Origin of the sequence: Chlorogloeopsis fritschii PCC 6912, from assembly GCF_000317285.1 — a bacterium.
In the GTDB taxonomy this organism is placed as follows: domain Bacteria; phylum Cyanobacteriota; class Cyanobacteriia; order Cyanobacteriales; family Nostocaceae; genus Chlorogloeopsis; species Chlorogloeopsis fritschii.
The window spans coordinates 43517-64805 of the sequence record NZ_AJLN01000066.1 but is presented as its reverse complement, the minus strand read 5'-3'; the positions used below and the strand labels follow the sequence as shown (position 1 = coordinate 64805).

Genomic DNA, 21289 nt, shown 5'->3' with positions numbered 1-21289 from the left:
GTTGTGGATAGTTAAAAACAGTTGCTAACTCTTTGGTAAATAAATTAATCTACTAAATTCGTTACTTAAAATTCCTATGTTGACAAATACAGAAAATTCTAATAATCAAGAGTTAGTCGGTTTTATCTGGAGCATTGCTGATAAACTTAGAGGCCCTTACCGTCCACCTCAGTACCGACGGGTGATGTTGCCTCTGATTGTCTTGCGTCGTTTAGATTCTGTTCTAGAACCTACTAAACAAGCTGTCCTTGAGTCCAAAGCTAAGTTTGAGGCGATGGGCTTAGAGGGTGACGCTTTTGAGAAGGCGATCGCTAAAGTTGCAATTGGAGGCGATCGCCAACAGCCGTTGTATAACCTTAGTGAATTTACGTTTCAGAAATTATTATATGATCCGGATGGAATTGCCAGTAATTTAAGGGCTTATATCAACGGATTCTCCCCAAGAGCAAGGGATATTTTCGAGAAATTTGATTTTGATAGTGAAATTCAAAAGCTCGATGAGAGCAATCGACTTTATCTAGTTATTAAAGAGTTTTGCAAGCCTGATATTGATTTATCTCCGACTAGGCTTTCTAATCTGCAAATGGGCTATCTGTTCGAGGAACTCGTGAGAAAGTTTAACGAGCAGGCGAATGAAGAAGCCGGAGATCACTTTACGCCCCGTGAAGTAATTCGGCTGATGGTGAATCTGGTTTTCTGTGACGAGCAGGATATCTTTAAGCAAGGGATTTATCGGACAGTATACGATCCCACAGCAGGCACAGGGGGAATGCTATCGGTAGCAGAGGAATACATTAAAAAGCAAAATCCTGAAGCAAACTTAGGGTTATTTGGGCAGGAGTATAATCCCGAATCCTATGCGATTTGCTGTTCTGACTTACTGATTAAAGATGAGCCAATTGACAATATCATCTATGGCGACACCTTGGGGATAAAGAACGCAAAAAGCAACAGTAATAATTTTTTACCCCGTGACGGTCATCCTGATAAACACTTTCACTATATGTTTGCTAATCCGCCTTTTGGTGTGGAATGGAAGCCAGAAGAGGATTTTATTAAAGATGAGTATGACAACTTAGGGTTTAAGGGGCGGTTTGGGGCAGGTTTACCTCGAATAAATGATGGTTCGCTGTTGTTTTTGCAACACATGATCTCGAAAATGCACGCTTCGCCAGAGGTAGGGGGTGATGGTTCTCGAATTGCCATTGTGTTTAATGGCTCGCCTTTGTTTACAGGGGATGCGGGGAGTGGTGAAAGTAACATTCGCCGTTGGATTATTGAAAATGACTGGCTTGATGCGGTAGTTGCTCTACCCGATCAGATGTTCTATAACACGGGGATTTTTACTTATATATGGTTGGTGACGAATAAAAAAGCAGCGCATCGTCAAGGAAAAGTTCAGCTTATTGATGGTACTCGCCACTTCCAGAAAATGAAAAAGAGTCTCGGTAATAAACGCAATGAGTTATCACCTGAGCATATTGCGGAACTGGTGAGACTGTATAAAGATTTTGAGCAGAATGGTGTCAGTGAAGTAGAGTCAGACGGGCAGACACACAAGCGAGTATGCTCAAAGATTTTTGATAATCGGGAGTTTGGGTTTCTCAAAATGACAGTGGAGCGTCCGTTAAGATTAAATTTTCAGGCAAGTGAGGAGCGTTTGGCTCGGTTGTCAGAACAAAAGGCGTTTCAGGATTTGGCAACGAGTAAGAAGCGTAAAGATGCTAAGGTGCAACAGTTAGAAATTGAGATGGGTGAAAGTCTGCAAAATCAGATTTTAGATGCTTTGCGGTGTCTGGACGAGAATAAGCTTTATATGTCTCGTGCTGAGTTTATGCGGGACTTGGATCGGGTGCTAAAGAATGCAGGGCTAAAGTTGAAAGATCCGGTGATAAAGGCGATTTTAGCAGCGTTAGGTGAGGCCGATCCAGAAGCGGAAATCTGTCGAGATAAGAAGGGGAATGCTGAACCAGATAGTAATTTGCGAGATACGGAAATTGTACCTTTACCAGATGATATTACATTGCCGATACCATTGGGATATGACAAGGATGCGAGTGTAGAAGAGTTAATTAAGTTAGTAAAAGAACATTGTCAGGCATATTTAGAGGCGGAGGTATTGCCCCATGTACCAGATGCTTGGATTGATTTTTCTAAAACAAAAGTTGGGTATGAGATTCCCTTAAATCGTCATTTTTATGTATATCAGCCGCCTCGTCCCCTAGATGAAATTGAGAATGATATTAAGTCTTTGGAGGCGGACATTATGGCGATGTTGGGGGAAGTAGTTTAAGAACTAAAATAAAAATGTAGAGTCGGGAGATTTTCATACTATGCAAATCACAATTGATTTACCAGATAAGTTAACGGAAAAAATACAAGATAAATGGGGCAATTTACCACAAAAAATACTTGCTAATCTTGTATTAGATGCTTTTCGCGATGGATTAATTGATTTTGATGAGCTAAAAGATATGCTCAATTTTTTCTCTGATGCTGAACTCAAGGAATTTTTAAAACAGAAAAATATGCTTCATTCTGCGGGCATACTTAATTTCTATGGTGCTTGTCCCGATCTTGATATTGTAGAGGACGATCTAGGAATTTCTGATGATATGGATGATGACTTGATTGGAGTTTTTGATGAATAGAACTTCATTGATTTATTTACTAGATACGAATGTTTGTATTATGTATCTGAATGGTAGAAAGCCTAGCATTAAGAATTATATTGACAATTTAGAGGTTGACAAAATAGCAGTCTGTTCTGTGGTGAAAGCAGAATTATCTTATGGGGCTATGAGAAGCAATAATACTCAAAAAAATTTGAAGATTCAAAAAACTTTTTTGCAGCAGTTTGTATCTCTACCATTTGACGATCGCTGTGCGGAAATTTATGGCAATATTCGCGCAGATTTAGTAAAAAATGGAACTCCGATTGGCTCAAATGATATCCAAATTGCTTCTATTACTTTGGCAAATAATTTAATGTTAGTGACTCATAATGTTAGAGAATTTAGCAGAATTGCAGGGTTGCAAATTGAAGATTGGGAAGGAGAGTTGGGTGAAATCGTTTAAGGATTCAAACAAAAATGTAAAGTTAGGAGATTTTAGCAATGGCTTTAATAATTTCAGATGAAGACTTGGAAAGTATTCAGCTTTCGGCAGAGATTCGGGAAAAGGCTTTACACAAAGCTAAGGAAGGGTATGTAATGGCTTTATTAGAGGTAGGAGAAATTACCAGTAGCAGGGCAGCAAAAATCCTTGGTATTTCTCGGATAGAAGTTATCGAAATGATGAATAAATGGGGTATTTCTATTTTTGATGACTCTCAGACTTTGGAGGAATTACAGCAAGAAGTAGAACAAGCAGAATTAATGTTAAATCAGCAAAATTCTTAAATGATAATTGTCTCTGATACCACCCCAATTAGTGAGTTAGCTAAGGTAGAGCATCTTGATTTATTGCCAAAACTTTTTGGTAAAGTTATGATTCCGCAGGGGGTATTTAATGAATTACAGATAGGTCAGCATCCAGCAGCTAAATTTGTACAGAATTTATCTTGGTTGGAGGTTGTAACGGTAGGTAATCAGCAGGTGGTTGAGGAGTTACAAAAGTCTTTTAATTTACATTTGGGAGAGTCAGAAGCTATTGCTTTAGCGGAAGAAATTGGGGCTTCTCAGTTGTTGATTGATGAAAAGGCGGCGAGAAAGGTAGCTATGACTCGAAAGTTACCTTTAATTGGTACTATGGGAATTTTATTGTTAGCAAAGCGTCGGGGCTTATTGGACAGTGTTAAGGATGTTTTGGATGAGATGCAGTTACAGGGAATGAGAATTTCAGAGCGGCTTTATGTGCAGGTTTTGACTTTGGCTGAGGAAAATCAAGGGGAATGATGGGTAAGTATCGGGGTTATGAAAAGTATAAATATTCTGGTGTTGAGTGGTTGGGGAAGATTCCTGAGCATTGGCAAGCTATTCGACTTAAACATATAACTAATCGAATTATTGATGGCGCACATTTCACCCCAACTTATGTTAGTGAAGGAATACCATTTTTAAGAGTTACTGATATTGTTCAGGCAAAAAATAATTCTCTTAGCTTGGATAATATTAAATTTATTCCCGAAGAGGAACACAATACATTATCTCTCAGATGCAAACCAGAGAGAGGAGATTTACTATATTCTAAAAATGGAACAATAGGAGTTCCTAGAGTCGTTGACTGGGATTTTGATTTTAGTATCTTTGTTAGTTTATGTCTAATTAAGGTTATAAAACAAAAAGTAAATGTTGAATTTTTACAATATTCTTTGTTAGGTAAACTTACAGAAACACAAATTAATATTGGTGCTAAATCAAATACTGTTACTAATTTACACCTAGACAAAATTAAAGAGTTTTGGGTTACCCTTCCCCCATTGGATGAGCAGGAAGCGATCGCCCGCTTCCTCGATTATAAAACCAAACAAATAGACGACCTGATTGCCAAGAAAGAAACCCTCATTGAAAAACTTGACGAAAAACGTACCGCCCTCATCAGTCACGCCGTTACCAAAGGGCTAGATCCAAACGTCCCGATGAAAGATTCTGGTATTGAGTGGATAGGTGAAATTCCTGAAAATTGGAAAAGAGGAAAACTTAACTATTTTTGTAAAATTATATCTGGCGGAACACCAGACAGAAACAATCCTGATTTTTGGGAAGGTGATATTCCTTGGGTAAAGACAGGTGAAGTGAATTATCAGGATATTTATTCAACAGAAGAATATATTTCAGCAGAAGGTTTAAATTCATCATCTACTACATTAGTTAAACCAGAAACACTTTTAATGGCAATGTATGGGCAAGGTAACACACGAGGAAGAGTAGCCATTTTAAAAATTGAAGCAGCATTCAATCAGGCTTGTCTCGCTATATGTCCTCTAAACAATCTCAATGTTTATTTTTTATATTACTTCCTGATAAGTGCATATAAGTATATTAGAGATACAGGAAATGAGTCAAGTCAAATGAATCTCAGTGCTGGAATTATTGGAAAAATAAATATATTAGTTACTAATTTAGAAGAGCAACAAAAAATTGTTCAATACTTAGACAAAAAAATATCCGAAATCGACCAGCAAAAAGCCAAAATCCAAAAAGCCATTGAACTATTAAAAGAATATCGCACCGCCCTTATCACCAACGCCGTCACAGGTAAGATAGATGTGCGGCAAATCCCTATCCCCTAACCCCAATTAACTAATAAATTACACTTAGGAGAATTACAATGTCTACAGAATATCACGTTAAACTCATTCAACAAGGAAACATTCAAACCTTACCTATTCCCCAAGAATTAACCCTATCAACCTCAGAAGTTATCATCCGAAAAGAAGACGGAAAACTTATCATAGAACCCTACAAGAAAAAATCCCTCCTCGAAACCCTTTCTAACCTTGAACCATTGGATGAAGAGTTTCCCGACGTAGATCACCCAATTTAAAAGTAGAAAACTGGCTCAAATCTGATGAAGAATGATAGAGCACAATAGACTCTTTAAAGAATTAATCCAAACCTTCTTTTGGGAATTTATAGAACTATTTTTCCAGAAGTTTTAGAGTATGTTGCCCAAGACAGCCTCACCTTTTTAACAGAAGAAATATTTACCGATGTTACAACTGGAGATAAAAGAAGAATAGACTTATTAGCACAAGTAAAATGGAGAGGAGAAGACAGTTATTTTCTCATACATTTAGAAAATCAGGCATACAATCAAAAAGAATTTGAACGGCGGATGTTTCATTACTTCGCTCGTTTAGATGCTAAATATTTAGTGCCAATCTTTCCTATAGTTATCTTCTCCTACGACGAACCAAAACGCCCTGAAAAAAGCCAATATACAGTTAAGTTTCCTAACAGGAAAATACTAGAATTTAATTACTTTGCCATCCAACTAAATAACCTGAATTGGCGCAATTTTTTAAATCAACCAAACCCCGTAGCTGCCGCATTAATGGCAAAAATGGACTTTAAACCAGAAGAAAGAGTCCGAGTGAAACTAGAATGCTTAAGGATGTTAGTAACACTACAGTTAAATCCTGCTAAAATAGAATTAATTTCCGGCTTTATTGATACTTATCTCAGATTAAACGCCACAGAAGAACAAGAACTTGAGACTGAACTAAAACAAGCCAACTTAGTTGAAGAGGAACAAATCATGGAAATTGTCACCAGTTGGATGCAAAAGGGAATTGAACAAGGAATTGAACAAGGAGAACAAAAAATTATTAAAAAGCTAGTAAAACGGCGCTTTAATAATATTGATTCTACCTTGGAAAACCGTATTAATGATTTATCTTTAGAACAATTAGAAAACCTAGCAGATGCAATTTTTGATTTCCAATGTTTAGAAGACCTCATAAATTGGTTAGACCAGCAAGACAACTATAATCTTTAATATTGTCGTAGTTTAAATCAAGATGTACCAAGCCTCCATTCCTTAAGCACAGAAACCATCATGACTCAAAAAACTTATCAACTTACTCTAACTTTTGAGCAAATTCTGAATCTTGTTTTACAACTTCCAGAACAAGTACAAGAAGAACTTATCCAAGAAATCAAGAAAAAATCTGCAAAAAAGCAAGATGGAGATTTACTTAGTGTTTTTGACAAAATTGGTAAAAATGCTCAAGCCAAAGGATTAACAGAAGAAATCCTAGAAGAATTACTCGTCGATGAATCATAAGCTAATTGTTATTGACACAAATATTTTAAAGAGACTTTCTAGCCATTGATTAATTCACATTTATACTTAATTATGTTTATACTTCACCAATCATGCACACGGAAGACAAATTTGAGGACATCATTGAACAGGAACTCTTAAAACTCAGTGGCTACCACCAAGGCAACCCAGGCGACTACGACGCAGATACAGCCCTTTTTCCCACAGAAATCATCAACTTTATTCAAACCACCCAACCCAAGCAATGGCAACGCCTAGCCAACACCAACCCCAGCGATGCTCAGAAAATTATTATAGATAGCCTCACCAAAGAACTCAAAAGCCGAGGAATGCTCGATGTTCTCCGCAATGGCTTCAAATGCTACGGCAAAACCCTGCGAGTCGCCTACTTTCAGCCCAATACAGGCATGAACCCTGAAACCTTGGCACTCTACGAAAAAAATCGCCTCACCATCACCCGCCAAGTCAAAATTAAAACCGCAGGTATTCCCGATATTCTCCTCAGCATTAATGGTTTACCGATCGCAACTATCGAACTCAAAAACCCCTTCACCGGGCAAACCTACCAAAACGCCATTCACCAATTCAGACACCATAGAGATCCCCAAGATCCCCTATTTACCTTTAAACAACGGTGCTTAGTCCATTTCGCCGTAGATACCGAAGAAGTTTGGATGACTACCAAACTCGCTGGAGAAAGTACCCATTTCCTACCTTTCAACAAAGGACATAATCACGGTGCAGGCAATCCCCCCGGAAATAATGAAGAATATCGCACCAGTTACTTTTGGCTAGAAGTCTTACAAAAAGATAGTCTTTTGGACATATTGGCGCGTTTTCTCCACATCGAAATTAAAGAAACCAAAATTCCCACTGCCACTGGCGTTAATTACCAGAAAAAAGAAACCCTGATTTTCCCCCGCTACCATCAACTTGATGTGGTGCGTAAACTGGTAAACCACGCCAAACAACACAAAGCCGGACATAATTATTTGATTCAGCATTCGGCAGGATCGGGAAAATCAAACTCTATTGCTTGGTTAGCCCATCGCCTAGCCAACCTCCATGACAACCAAGATGAAAAAATCTTTCATACCGTTGTCGTAATCACAGATCGCACCGTACTGGATCAACAACTGCAAAACACTATCTATCAGTTTGAACATAAAGCGGGAGTTGTCCAGAAAATTGACGAAAACACCCAACAACTCGCCACAGCCCTCAGCGACGGTGTACCTATTATCATTTCTACAATTCAAAAATTCCCTTTCATTACTAAAGCCATTGAGACTTTAGCGAAAAAAGGTAAAACCATAGACATTACCACCAAAGATAAACGCTTTGCCGTCATCGTTGATGAAGCCCACGGCTCCCAAACCGGAGAAACCGCCACAGAACTCCGCAAAATTCTCAATAAAGATGGTATCGAATCAGCGATCGCCGCCCAACTCCTAGAAGATGAACTTGAGGAAGACGATCTGACTGATGAGGCTAAACAACAACTCCTCAAAGAACAACTCACCCGCACCAAACAACCAAACCTCAGTTATTTTGCCTTTAGCGCTACCCCCAAACACAAAACTCTACTTATATTTGATCAACCAGGGGAGAATGGTAAAGCCCCTTTCCATCTCTACACGATGCGCCAAGCGATTGAGGAAGGCTATATTAAAGACGTTTTGGCAAATTACACCTGCTACGAACGCTATTACGAACTTGTTCGCACTTGCGAAAATAACCCCGACTTACCCCGTCGCCAAGCAGCCAAGGCGATCGCTCGATTTGTCGAACTCCATCCGCACAACATCGCCCAAAAAGTAGAAATCATCATTGAACATTTCCGCAACCATACCCGCCACAAAATTGGGGGTAGAGCCAAAGCAATGGTTGTCACCCGTTCCCGCGAACACGCCGTTAAATACAAACTCGCCTTTGATAAATACATTAAACAAAAAGGCTATAGCGATATTAAATCTCTCGTTGCCTTTTCCGGTTCGATTACCCTTGATGAGTTCCCCGGAGAAACATTTACTGAAGTCAACATGAATGGCGGCATTAAAACTTCAGAAATTCCCGATAAATTTGCCAGCGATGCCTATCAAGTGCTGCTTGTCGCCAACAAATTCCAAACCGGATTTGATCAACCATTGCTCCATACTATGTTTGTTGATAAACGACTCGATGGAGTTCAAGCCGTTCAAACCCTATCCCGCCTCAACCGTACCACCACAGGGAAAGAAGACACTTTCGTATTAGATTTTGTCAACAAACCCGAAGACATCTACCAAGCCTTTAAACCCTACTACGAAGAAACCCCCATAGGAGAAACCGCCGAGCCGCAACAATTAAATGAGCTGTCTTACCAACTTTATGAATGGCAACTTTTTAGCCAAGACGATGTCAAGCAGTGGTGTGAAATTTGGTTTCGCCCGAAAACCTCCCTCACCGGAAGCGAACACAAAAAATTAAATACATTACTAGACCCCATTATTGAAAATTATAAAGTCCTCCCAGACCCAGATAAAGAACAATTTAGAAGCCAGCTTACCAGCTTCCGCAATCTTTATTTATTCCTTGCCCAGATTATCCCTTATCAAGATTCAGAACTGGAAAAGCTTTATGCCTATGGGCGTTTCTTACTAAAGAAATTACCCCATAGTAACCAAGCTCCAAAAATTGATTTATCTGGGGATATAGAACTGAAATTTTATCGCCTTGAAAAAATCAGTCAAGGAAAAATTGATTTAAACGAAGGTAAAGCAGAACCATTACGAGGTGCGATCGCACTCGGAACTCGGCAGCTAGATAAAGAAGTACCCTTATCCGCGCTGATTGATTCTCTTAACGAACGTTTTGGTACTAACTTTACTCCAGCCGATCAACTTTTTTTCGAGCAAATCACCGAAACAGCGATCGCTAATGACTCTATCAAACAAGCGGCTCAAGTCAATACAAAAGAAAACTTTGCCCCAGTTCTAGAAAAGCATATTGAAAATCTATTTATCGAACGCATGGACGGTAATGAAAAAATCTTTATGCAAGTGATGAACAATGAAGAATTTAAAGCAATTGTGTTTGAAAAATTACTATCTAGTATTTATGAAAGTATCAAAAGTGAGAATTTATGAATAGCACTTGGCACATTGTCAGCGAATTTATGTACTAAATCCAAATTTGGTGTTGAGACGAGATGCGGGAATCACTAAAAGCGAAATCGCTAAACCAAGAAAGCAAAAAAACGTTGTTTTGTTATTTAGTGAAGCGATAAGATATCTGATTAAAACCGCTTCTACTGACAAATGATAAATCACAGATTTTATCTACATTATTTAGGTTTAACCGGAGTCATCGCCCTCGGTATCATCCTGCGCTTTTACAATTTGGACTTAAAACCTCTGTGGATGGATGAAGTGATTACTGCCATCTTCAGCTTGGGTAAAAATTTCCATGACTTGCCTTTAGACGTAGTCTTACCTATAGAAAAATTGCAGAAGATTTTTACTTATCAACCAGGGAAAAGTTGTGCTCAAATAGCCCACAATCTTGCTAATCAGTCTACTCATCCACCGTTATTTTTTTGCTGGATGTATAGTTGGCTGGGTTTGTTCGCCCCTCTAGGAGAGAATTGGATAATTAAATTACGATCGCTACCTGCTCTGTTTGGTGTGGGTGCGATCGCGGCTATTTATTGTCTCAATCGTCTTGCTTTTTCTAAAGCGGCTGGATTAAAAGCAGCAATGTTAATGGCAGTCTCGCCTTTTGCTGTTTACCTTTCCCAAGAAGCAAGGCACTACACTTTACCCATGCTATTAATCACTTTATCATTACTGGGATTAATACAAATCCAATTAGATATTTTTCAGCGACAACAAATTAGATTGTGGGTTTGGTTAAGTTGGACAATTATTAATATTGTTGGTCTTTATGTTCACTACTTTTTTATTCTTGCTCTCATTGCAGAATTTGGAATATTATTAGTTTTATTGTGCCTGTATAGGGCAAATATTACAAATCAATTGCCAGTTTGGTTAGCATCAATTTTATCTATTAGTGCACTTACACTGAGCTTTTTGCCCTGGCTACCAGTGATATTAAGAGATTATCATCGTCCTGAAACTGATTGGCTTTATTCTCCAAATCATATTGCCCCTTTTTATCAAACCTTACTGAACTGGATACTGATGGTAATTGCTCTCCCTGTTGAAAGACAGCCTCTTGCGATCGCTATCCTATCGGGAGTATCCATGCTTTGTTTTGGGATTTGGTTGGGATGGCAAGTTTGTAAAGGATTAAGACAACTATGGTGTAAATCGACAACTCATTTAGCTACACTTACACTTTTAAGTTTTTTCGTTGTAATTTTATTAGAATTTTTTGCTATTGCCTATTTTTTAGAAAAAGATATTACGGCTATTCCTCGCTATAGTTTTGTCTACTATCCCAGCTTCTGTGCTCTTGTTGCTGCCAGCCTAATAATTACTAAAAAAGTAAAATTAAAAATTAAAAATAATTCAATTATTACTATTTTCTTTGTAAGTTTTATCAGTTGTGTTTTTGTTGTTTCTAACTTAGTTTTTCTCAAACCATTTATACCAGAACAAGTAGCTCAAACGATGAACCAAAACCCTTCTACACCACTGATGGTTGTGGTGGGATATGGAAATTATCAGGATGTAGCATTGGGATTAAGTTTTGCCTTAGCATTAAAAACAGTTAGAAATGGGAAAGAGAAAGTATCCAAATCTCATATCCCATTTGCGTCTACTGATTTTGCTTTTTTCCAAAAATCACCTGATTTTCAATCTATATGGGCAAAGCTTTCTCAATTACCTAATCTAACCACTTCTAACCTCAATTTATGGGTTGTTGCTCCTGGAATTAAACGCCGTGATTATCCACAACAAGTACTACTTTCACAATCTACTGTTTGCAACATAGATGTCAAACAGCATTATCGTGTTGGTGTTCCCTATCAACTTTATCGGTGTGGTGAGAAATTTTAGATCAGGATGGAAAGCACTTGCTGAAAGCTTGAAGTAATCGGAGTGAACCTTTAACGCGAATCTTCCTTCGCAGCAATGCCCAGATTATGTTTTGCTCCTTGGCTAGAAAGCGAAGCCAATTATCACTATCAGCAGTAATATGAATATCTGCATTGCCAACGTACCCATCATGCACCTGTATTTTCTTATCCCTAATAATTACTGTCGCTTTGCATTCCTCCGCACCTGTGAATGTGAAGTGGTAAGTTGCATCTAAACCTTCTGATTGGTTCCTTTGAAAGGTTAGCGGTAAACCACGGAGAAATCCGCGGATCGAACTTGGCTGTAATCCATTGCTAATTCTTTTTACTTTTTTATGAGGAAACCGACGTTTTACATGGGCTTCCGCATCAGAGCCAGGAACGACATAGATAGTTTCCTCTTTATTCTCTAAAGGCTTGACTACTTCTTGAATGAAGTCTTTCCGATTTGTCAAAAACGCAGCAATCACATCTTCTCCCGCCGGGCAAACAGCCATGCAGTAAGCAGCTTTATAGTTTGCTCCAAAAGAAAGACTTTGCCACATTGATGCTGATTCAGCACTACTCGCTTTTTGACGGTAATTTCTGGCACTCTTACTTTCAGCAATATTTTCTACCCAATCTGTGAATCCTCCCATAAATTCCCGATAATTATGGGTATAGCAAGCTGAGAAGTTAAAGTGCCCATCTGTACCAATTGCTCCCACTGGACAGGCTGTGACACATAATTTACACTCCAAGCAAGGATTATAGTCGATGGGTTGGTTGTATTTAGTTACTTCCTTATCTATTAAAATTGTCCCCAACAAGATGAAGTTGCCAAATTTAGGATGAATGACGTTACGGTGAATTCCCATATGTCCTAAGCCTGCTGCCACTGCCACGGGTTTGTGGGAAATCACCCAAACTTTGCCTGGGAAGCGCTCCATCTCCATTGGGAAACCCATTGCTGGATTTAAGGCTCGTACACCCTGTTGCTCAAGAGCAGCGACAATTTCACGAGCAACATGATTAACTTCATCACCTGTACTGTGAAACTCTACGTTGGCAACAGAACGTGCCGGGCTGCGAACATTCTCTTTGTTCATCCGACATACAAAGCTAATCAGAGTTTTTGTCGGCGGAAAGGCTGTTAGAATGTCTTGGTGTTGGTTGGCAATTTGCGATCGCTCAATCTCGACAAAACCCACATCATCCGCCCCAGCTGCTAAACAAAGATTGCGTAACCACTCAGCATCAATCACAGAAGTAGACTTGGAATCATTGCTCTGTACTTGTTCGCGAAAACGTCTCACTGTCGGATGGTGATCGAATTTTGGCATATATATTCATCCTGTGAAAACAAAGTTTAAGGGAAATAGACAGGACTTACGCAGGAGTTATGGAAAATAAACAAACCGCAGAGTACGCGGAGAACACTGAGGAAGGAGGATTTTAGAGAGATTTTGGTAAGTGCTAATAGAAAAAAAGAGTGTATATACACTTATTAATCAAAAAAATTAGCTTTTTTGGAGGGTGGAAACGGTATCAGACAAACTTTTTAACAATATGCTCCATCTTTGTTGTCCTAATTGCTCTACCACAAGAGTTTGCGCCTCCTCCCACAGGGGAAGTGCTTTTTCTAAAGCGGCATAACCTTCAGCTGTTAAACTTACAACTCGCATCCGTTGATCTTTGCCAGGTTCTATCTGGATTAATCCCTGTCTTTCTAATGGCTTGAGGTTGCGTGTTAATGTAGTTCGATCCATGACTAATTCTTGTGCAAGGCGCGTGATTGGTGCCGATCCAGCTATGCTGATAGCAGCGAGAAGTGTAAACTGATTCACTAACAATCCACTTGGTTGTAGCACTTCATCGAAAAGTTGTGTGACAACGCGCGATGCTTTGCGCAGATTAAAGCAGGTACAGGTAGCGGCGACTTTTTTACATAAAGTTAACTGAGTATTTTGGTCTTGCATAACAATCAGTGTATATACACTCTTTTTCCCTGTCAAGTGTTTGATGTGGAATTAGCGTAGCTGGGTTAGTTTAGCGCTAAGAGGCATTAAATAGGGTATCTACTTATATAGAATGTGAGTTCTATATCTATGTTATTCAAAATAAGAATCGGTCAAATTGCTCAAAACCTTAGGAGTTTGCGAAGAATTAAGCAAACTTATAAGGATGTGCTAATAGCATTAATACTCTGCTTCATAATTATTGCCTGTACTAGCACCTCTAAATTAGAATCGTCCTCACTCACTCAGTTATCTAATGACAATACAGTGTTGAAGATTTGGTGGGATAAAGGCTTTACTTTAGAAGAGGATGAAGCACTCCAAAAACTTGTGAAGCGCTGGGAGCAAAAAACTGGTAACAAAATCAAGCTTTCTTTCTATAATGATGACGAGCTAGCACAGAAATCACAAAGGGCGCTTCGAGCGGGTGTTCCGCCCGATTTGATGATAAGTTTAATAGCTGAAAGGCAGTTAAATCCGCGTCTTGCTTGGGCTGGCAAGCTCGCAGATCTCTCAGATGTAATTGAACCAGTCAAAAGTTTTTATTCTAAGGCTGTACTGGAAGCCGTTCATTTGTATAACAATGTAGATAAAAAGCGGAGCTACTATGCTATTCCGATTCACCAAGCAACTATTCAAATATTTTACTGGCGGGATTTAATCAAACAAGTTGGTCGTAAAGAAAGCGACATTCCCAAAGATTGGGTTGGCTTTTGGGAGTTCTGGAAACAAGTACAGGTTGATCTGCGCAGACAGCAAAAAAAGGAAATTTATGGATTAGGCTTTCCTTTTTCCGTTGGAGCTTCAGATACTTACTACCTGTTTGAGCAGATTTTAGAAGCATACGATGTTCAAATTTTAGATACTAAAGGTCAACTGCGCGTTGACGATCCCGAAGTTCGTCAAGGTATTATTGATAGCCTAGACTGGTATGCCAAATTTTACCAAGAGGATTATGTACCACCCGAAGCGGTGAAGTGGTTAAATCCAGATAATAATCGCAACTTGCTTAACCGTGTTGTGGTTATGACACCCAATCCTACACTCTCAATTCCTAGCGCTGTACGCCAAGATGATGATACTTATCGCAACAATTTAGGCACTATAGTTTTTCCTAACAAACCTAATGCCAGTTCGATGCGTCATTTAGTTACTCTTAAAGAAGTAGTTTTGTTTGCCCAGTCTCAAAACCAGAAAATAGCCAAGGACTTTCTTACCTATTTAATACAACCAGAGGTAATGGGAGATTATCTGAAAGCTGCTGGAGGTAGGAATTTTCCAGTACTTAAACCAATTTGGAAAGATCCTTTTTGGACTAATCCTGCCGATCCGCATATTTCGACTGTTGCCAAAACATTAACTGATGGTCAAACGCGCTTATTTTATAGTACTCAAAACCCTGCCTATAGCTTAGTTTTGGAAGAGAACGTTTGGGGCAAAGCTCTCAATCGGATAATTGCAGATGGTTTATCTCCAGAACAAGCAGCTGATGAGATAATTGCGCGGATCAAGCAAATTTTTGAGCAATGGCAGCAAGCAATATAAAAGCCAAAAATTAAAAGATAAATTTAACAATCTGGAAAATTATCTTTGATTGCGTAAAAAAATCAACAGCCTGCGTGAAGATTAAAAAAGGTGATAAATCTTCAGTGGGAACAAAGCGCTCATAGCTTATGAAGTTTTGGAACCAATACTTTACCACTAATATTACTCGTTCCTTCTTACTCCTATCCTTAGTAAGTGTCGGTGTAGTAGGAGGAGTTGCCTTTTTTAAAGCGAGAGAGGCTTTAAAACAAGCTGCTTTCAATCGACTGAATGTGACTGCAACGCTCAAAGAAGAAGAAATCACCCGCTGGTTTGAAGATCAACAGCGAGATTTTCTGCTTGTGACTAAGCTTCCAGACGTAAAATCGAATGTAAATAAACTTTTGAGCCAGACAAAATCTGCTCCAGATTATCAAGCTGCTTACAAAGTTCTCTCTGAATACTTACTTAAGGTAAATCGCCTCAAACCCAGCCTAAAGGAGATTTTTATTCTCGATCGCAGTAATCGAGTGATTTTATCAATTAACAAAGTACACGAAGGTCGATATGAACCTTTAGGTAACGTGACTTACGTTGAAAAGATTGAACTGGGAGATTCCTTTGCTCCCATTTTTTATGTTTCACCTATTACTGGTAAACCGTCAGTCACCTTAGCAACACCTTTGCGCGATGTAACAGGAAAACACAAGGGTATAATTCTAGCTCACCTGAACCTAGACCGAATCGATCGCATCGTCCGAGAACGTACAGGTTTAGGTAAAAGTGGCGAAACCTACTTAGTTGGTTCGATGGTGACGAGAAATACTTTTATTTCTAAAGAGAATGACAACAGGCAGGAATTTGCTGAAGGAGTTAGCAGTCAAGGCATTGATGCGGCAATGAGTGGAGTAAGTGGTTACGGTCTTTATTTTAACTATGCGAAAGTGCCAGTGATTGGAGTATATCGCTGGCTCAATGACCAAGACCTTGCCTTACTAGTGGAAATGCATCAAGAAGAAGCCTTTGCTCCGGCTCGCCAACTAGCAGGGACGATTGTGGCAGTAGGATTGGTATCAGTGATATTTCTAATAATTGGAGTAAATTGGCTTACACAACAGTTAAAAATTTCGCGCGAGCAGTTAGAGAACTACAGCCACAAACTGGAGATGAAAGCTCAGGAAGCCGAAGCTGCTAATCGCTCTAAGAGCGAATTTTTAGCCAATATGAGCCACGAATTACGCACACCATTGAATGCCATTCTTGGCTTTGCTCAACTTATGGAGCGAGATCCTGCTCTTACGCCAAAGCAATGTGAATTTTTAGCTACCATTAACCGTAGTGGCAAACACCTGCTGGGTTTAATTAACGACGTTTTGGAGATGTCTAAAATTGAGGCAGGACGTGTTGCTCTTAAGCCCGTACCTTTCAATTTAAGAACTTTTTTACAAACTTTGCAGGAAATGTTTTTGGTGCGAACTGAAGCAAAACAGTTATCGCTGCAGTTTGAGCTTGCACCTGACTTACCTGAGTTTATCGTTACTGATGAAGGTAAATTACGGCAAATTATAATCAACCTCTTGGGTAATGCTGTTAAATTCACTTCTGCTGGGGGAGTGACGCTGCGAGCAAAGTTAGGTACTAGGTACTGGGGACTAGGGACACTTGAAGAGGACACGGGGAATAATTCTCCCCCACTCCCCCCCTCTCTCCCTCTCCCTTTCCTCTTTTTCGAGGTTGAAGACACTGGATGCGGAATTGCACCAGAAGAAATGAAAGATTTATTTAAACCGTTTGTGCAAACTAGCAGTGGTGTTCAAATCAAGGAAGGTACTGGGCTGGGACTAGCTATTAGCCACCAGTTTGTGCAGTTGATGGGAGGAGAACTCTGTTGCAACAGTACTTTTGGGCAGGGAACTATTTTTCGGTTTGATGTACAAGTCCAAATAGCTAAATTACCAGAAGAAGTTGCTCAGACAACTCAAAGACGAGTTCTCAGGCTTGCTAATAACGAACCAGCATACCGAATTCTTGTAGTTGATGACCATCAGGAGAATCGGGAACTGTTAGTACAATTGTTGCAAAGCGTTGGTTTTGATACTTGCAGTGCAAGTGATGGACAAGAAGCAGTCACCATTTGGCAGCAGTGGCACCCCCATCTGATTTGGATGGATATGCGAATGCCTTTGATGGATGGCTATCAATCTACCAAGCAGATTAAGGCAATGGAGAGGAATCAACAAGATGGGGATAACTTACCCGCCGTGTCTTCTTCCCGCACGATCATCATCGCTCTGACTGCCAGTGCCTTTGAAGAACAGCGAGCCAACATCCTAGCTGTAGGTTGTGATGATTTTGTCCGCAAACCTTTCCAAGAGCAGATTATCTTTGAGAAGATAGCTAAACATTTAGGAGTTAAGTATATTTATACCCAACAGCAGGAGAGCAAACAAACACAGGTATATAACAGTAACTTCAGATTAGAAAACAAGCTCAAGTCAGACGATTTGATAGTGATGCCCCCCTCTTGGAGAGAACAAATGTGTCAAGCAGCCTTAGAAGTTGATGCTGATAAGATTGTTCAACTGATTGAGTTAATTCCCAAAACTCATTCTGCCCTGGCAGACAAACTCACAAAACTTGTACGTAATTTTTGCTTTGATGAAATTCTTGAACTAACCCAGGGAGAATGCGAGTAAGAGAAAAATGTTTATCACTAAGTATCTTGAGCTTTAACTACTCATCAATTTGCCAAGCATCCTTAGTTACTTCCTCATCTACAATTCTCTTCGGTCGCACAATCACGATAATTCGCCCTAATAAAGGAACTTCTGGTTCTGTTTCAAACCACTGAAAATCTAATTCCCCAGAATTGTTCACCACAAAGTAGCTAATTGCATCCCATCGCCGTTGAGCGCGATCAATAACTACCATTACTGGTTCTACAGTATTTTGTGTTTGATTTGGTAGGCGATCGCTATTACACAAAATTACTACCGGATCTTCTGCACCCAATACCAGCTGCCAACCAGGTAAGGGAACCCAAGCTTGTTCTCCAGCAAATTTAACCATGCGAAATGGCCCAATTTCTTCTACTAAAGGAACTGCTTGTAGGTCTTGTGGTGTTAATGGTAACTCACCTACTACTGGTACCAGGCGAGGCATTTCTTCCTCTGATTCTGGTCTATACAACGGTAAACTTGGTGCAGGTTTTTTAGGTACAACAGTAAAATCTGTTAATAATTGTTCTATTTGTTGCCTAGCAGGTTGCGTATGTGCAAATTTTAAACCCTTGGCAATTAAACGCGATCGCACTTGAAAATCTGAGTTTTGTCGCGCCAGTTTCCAACATTGATAGGCAACCGCATCACCGGGATGATTGGAAAAACCTTGGGGCAATTCACGGAAACGAGAGAAATCTTTAATTGCCTTTGCAACTTCCCGCGCCTCAAGTGCATCTAGTTTGTGTTGCCAGGTGAGTGTAGCAGCAGCAGCACGCTCTTGTTGGTTAAGCAAGCGCAGCTCGTACAAAATGTCGCTGCCTCGCTGGGAATAATTTGAAAGTACCTCTTGTGATGCTCCTTCCTTTTCTAAAGAATTGTAAACTTGCGAGCCGACAATAACCTGATTTTGTTGCGATGGCTCAAAGCCTGTAGCTTCAAAAATCGCCTGGGGACTATAACCAGCTTTTTGTAAGTAGGCACATCCTTGTCCCCATTCCACCCAGTTGCCTTGTTTTTGTCGCAATTTTCGTAGCAACTCTTGGGCGACATTGTCATTATCTATCTGATTGTGAGCGTTGGGTGGTAGGTCAGTCATAAGCGATTGGCAAATTTCCAAAAAAAGGCTATTCGTACTTGAGCACCAAGTATCTATTTTATGTCTGGTGCTGCACTAGCACTCATAGTTTTCAAAGCAACTGGGGAGAAGTAAGACTCTGCACATAACTCTAGCGGTAAACAAAATTATGAGTTATGAATAAAAAAGGTGTTAATAATATTTTAAGTAATTACACTTAAAAAACAAAAAATAAAAATTGCCATTTTTATTGTTTAAGCTTCTAAAATCTCTAATTATAGAGCTTTTAGAAATGGCTTTAAAGCCTAACACCGATTAGACAAAATAAAGTTTATTTAGTATAAATTAAAACTAAATTACTATTACTTACAGAACTTATATGGATAGTCCCATTTCCGAATTTGATAAAGTACGCCTTCAATTGATGAGTTTGGAGAGACCGAAAAAACAAAAAATATTGGTAGTTGATGATGAACCGGATAATTTGGATCTGCTGTATCGTACCTTCCGACGGGATTTTAATGTCCTTAAAGCAGATAGTGGTATGAATGCCCTGCAAGTTTTGGCAGCAGAAGGCGAAGTAGCAGTTATCATCTCCGATCAACGAATGCCAGAAATGAAGGGAACTGAGTTTTTGAGCAAAACTGTACCTCAGTTTCCCAATACAGTCAGAATTATCCTCACCGGTTTTACCGATATTGAAGACTTAGTGGAAGCGATTAATGCTGGACAAGTTTACAAGTACATTACCAAACCGTGGGATCCAGGGGAACTGAAGGCTGTTGTCCAAAGAGCAGCTGAAACCTATGATTTACTGAATCAGCGAACAGAAGAATTGCGTCGTGCTAATGCCCAAATGGCGCTATTAGCAGTTTTGGTGCAGGTTGCTCAGGATAATTTTAGTTTAGAGGAGACTTTAAACTCAATTGCCAGGGCTTTTGGTGAAAGTTTCGCTGTCGATGGAGCGATTTTGCAAATTGTAGATGGTAGTAATCTAGTTGCCACTCAAGGTAATTACAGTTGTGCAGGTTCTGTAGAAAACTGGCTAGCTCAAGATCCTTTGGCTACTGAAGCGATCGCCACTGGGCAAATGCAAGTTTCAGTTAACGTTCCTCAAGATGATAAATTGGCTGGTGTCGCTCACTACTCAAATACTGGTGTAGAAGCACATTTAATTATCCCAATTACCTCGGCAGGCAAAGTGTTGGGGGTATTGTCCCTACAATGGAAAAAACCCTGCACTTTACGAGAAGATGAACTCAAACTGATTCATTTATCAGCACAACTGGTGGCGATCGTACTTAGTTCCGTTCGTTATCATCAAATAGCCCATGCTGCATAAGCCAATCCAGTTCAGTTAAACGTATCTGGCATCTTAAGATCAAGTCTGCAGAGCTGGGCTTTGTATGTATAGCTCCAGGCTTGAGCCTGTGAGCTTGTCTTTAATAGTCTATAGTCTAAAGTGGTTGACTGTTGAACCTTAATCCTTGACTATAGACTACTAACTGATGACTAATGGCTAACGAAATTCGCAACATTTTTGATCGGATCGCTCCTGTTTACGACCAGTTGAATGATTGGTTGAGCTTAGGACAACACCGAATTTGGAAAGAAATGACGGTCAAATGGAGCGAAGCTAAAGCAGGAGATACTTGCTTGGATTTATGTTGCGGCAGTGGCGATTTGGCTTTTCGGCTGGCACGGCGTGTAAAAGCAAGTGGACAAGTATACGGAGTAGATTTTTCACCTGGGCTGTTAGAAATTGCTCAAACACGCTCTCAAAATTTGTATCCGTCTTTGGCGATCGCTTGGGTAGAAGCTGACGTTTTAAATTTACCCTTTGAAGATAACCAATTTGATGCTGCGACGATGGGCTACGGTTTAAGAAATGTAACAGATATTCCTCGCTGTTTAAAAGAATTACATCGGGTGCTGAAAATAGGTGCGAAAGCCGCAATTTTAGACTTTCATCGTCCTACAGATTCGACAGCTAGAGCTTTTCAGCAGTGGTATTTGGGCAATCTGGTGGTGCCGATTGCCGAACAATTGGGTTTAAAGGAAGAATACGCCTATATCAGTCCCAGCTTAGATCGCTTTCCTACAGGCAAAAAGCAAGTAGAAATAGCTCTAAAAGTTGGTTTCACAGCTGCCACACATTACCCCATTGCGAACGGTATGATGGGAGTGCTGGTGGTAAATAAAGCTTAATAGTTATTAGTGA

At 39.7% G+C, this 21289-nt stretch carries 17 protein-coding genes and 1 pseudogene; 15 read left to right on the top strand and 3 right to left on the bottom strand.

The genetic code is table 11. From position 1 onward, the window contains the following. Positions 1–76 precede the first annotated feature (76 nt). The 11 genes and pseudogenes from UYC_RS0111575 to UYC_RS0111525 all read left to right on the top strand — a co-directional run bounded on the left by UYC_RS0111575 (position 77) and on the right by UYC_RS0111525 (position 11732). Entirely contained in the window at positions 77–2293 is a 2217-nt protein-coding gene (locus UYC_RS0111575) for a type I restriction-modification system subunit M (protein WP_016878808.1), read from the top strand. A gap of 40 nt (positions 2294–2333) precedes the next feature. Further along, positions 2334–2651 carry a hypothetical protein gene (locus UYC_RS0111570; RefSeq protein WP_016878809.1) on the top strand — a complete coding sequence of 106 codons (318 nt, stop codon included), beginning with the start codon at positions 2334–2336 and terminating at the stop codon, positions 2649–2651. Continuing rightward, positions 2644–3078 carry a type II toxin-antitoxin system tRNA(fMet)-specific endonuclease VapC gene (gene vapC, locus UYC_RS0111565; RefSeq protein WP_016878810.1) on the top strand — a complete coding sequence of 145 codons (435 nt, stop codon included), beginning with the start codon at positions 2644–2646 and terminating at the stop codon, positions 3076–3078. The genes UYC_RS0111570 and vapC overlap by 8 nt, the downstream gene beginning before the upstream one ends. 38 nt (positions 3079–3116) lie before the next feature. After that, the gene (locus UYC_RS0111560) at positions 3117–3401 is read left to right on the top strand and encodes a UPF0175 family protein (RefSeq protein ID WP_016878811.1); all 285 of its coding nucleotides are present in this window, start codon (positions 3117–3119) and stop codon (positions 3399–3401) included. Further along, on the top strand, positions 3402–3896 hold the full coding sequence (locus tag UYC_RS0111555; RefSeq protein WP_016878812.1) for a PIN domain-containing protein: 495 nt from the start codon (positions 3402–3404) through the stop codon (positions 3894–3896). Beyond that, positions 3893–5233: a restriction endonuclease subunit S gene (locus UYC_RS0111550; protein WP_016878813.1), complete on the top strand. Its 1341-nt coding sequence runs from the start codon at positions 3893–3895 to the stop codon at positions 5231–5233. Before UYC_RS0111555 ends, UYC_RS0111550 begins: the two co-directional genes overlap by 4 nt. 38 nt (positions 5234–5271) lie before the next feature. Next, positions 5272–5487 (top strand): antitoxin, encoded by a 216-nt coding sequence (locus UYC_RS0111545; protein WP_016878814.1) that lies wholly within the window; start codon positions 5272–5274, stop codon positions 5485–5487. A gap of 31 nt (positions 5488–5518) precedes the next feature. Then, positions 5519–6441 (top strand): annotated as a pseudogene (locus UYC_RS0111540) (Rpn family recombination-promoting nuclease/putative transposase). A gap of 60 nt (positions 6442–6501) precedes the next feature. After that, positions 6502–6729: a hypothetical protein gene (locus UYC_RS0111535; protein ID WP_016878816.1), complete on the top strand. Its 228-nt coding sequence runs from the start codon at positions 6502–6504 to the stop codon at positions 6727–6729. A gap of 92 nt (positions 6730–6821) precedes the next feature. Then, complete coding sequence (locus UYC_RS0111530; RefSeq protein ID WP_016878817.1) at positions 6822–9857, top strand: type I restriction endonuclease subunit R; 3036 nt, start codon at positions 6822–6824, stop codon at positions 9855–9857. Between the two features lie 171 nt (positions 9858–10028). Next, entirely contained in the window at positions 10029–11732 is a 1704-nt protein-coding gene (locus tag UYC_RS0111525) for a glycosyltransferase family 39 protein (RefSeq protein ID WP_016878818.1), read from the top strand. A gap of 1 nt (position 11733) precedes the next feature. Here UYC_RS0111525 and UYC_RS0111520 read toward each other — a convergent pair whose 3' ends face one another. After that, positions 11734–13074 (bottom strand): SCP2 sterol-binding domain-containing protein, encoded by a 1341-nt coding sequence (locus tag UYC_RS0111520; RefSeq protein WP_016878820.1) that lies wholly within the window; start codon positions 13072–13074, stop codon positions 11734–11736. A gap of 177 nt (positions 13075–13251) precedes the next feature. Beyond that, positions 13252–13710, bottom strand: coding sequence for a MarR family winged helix-turn-helix transcriptional regulator (locus UYC_RS0111515; RefSeq protein ID WP_016878821.1), 459 nt, complete (start codon positions 13708–13710; stop codon positions 13252–13254). A 306-nt stretch (positions 13711–14016) separates the two neighbouring features. Between UYC_RS0111515 and UYC_RS0111510 the strand changes: the two genes are divergently transcribed. After that, positions 14017–15294 carry a sugar ABC transporter substrate-binding protein gene (locus UYC_RS0111510; RefSeq protein WP_235083181.1) on the top strand — a complete coding sequence of 426 codons (1278 nt, stop codon included), beginning with the start codon at positions 14017–14019 and terminating at the stop codon, positions 15292–15294. 128 nt (positions 15295–15422) lie between these two features. Next, positions 15423–17969 (top strand): hybrid sensor histidine kinase/response regulator, encoded by a 2547-nt coding sequence (locus UYC_RS0111505; RefSeq protein WP_016878823.1) that lies wholly within the window; start codon positions 15423–15425, stop codon positions 17967–17969. 37 nt (positions 17970–18006) lie between these two features. Here UYC_RS0111505 and UYC_RS0111500 read toward each other — a convergent pair whose 3' ends face one another. Next, positions 18007–19089, bottom strand: coding sequence for a RuBisCO accumulation factor 1 (locus UYC_RS0111500; protein WP_016878824.1), 1083 nt, complete (start codon positions 19087–19089; stop codon positions 18007–18009). Positions 19090–19447: 358 nt separating this feature from the next. Between UYC_RS0111500 and UYC_RS0111495 the strand changes: the two genes are divergently transcribed. Then, a complete protein-coding gene (locus UYC_RS0111495) occupies positions 19448–20410 on the top strand; it encodes a response regulator (RefSeq protein WP_016878825.1) in 963 nt (320 codons plus the stop codon). A 173-nt stretch (positions 20411–20583) separates the two neighbouring features. Continuing rightward, positions 20584–21276, top strand: coding sequence for a bifunctional demethylmenaquinone methyltransferase/2-methoxy-6-polyprenyl-1,4-benzoquinol methylase UbiE (ubiE, locus tag UYC_RS0111490; RefSeq protein WP_016878826.1), 693 nt, complete (start codon positions 20584–20586; stop codon positions 21274–21276). Positions 21277–21289 lie beyond the last annotated feature (13 nt).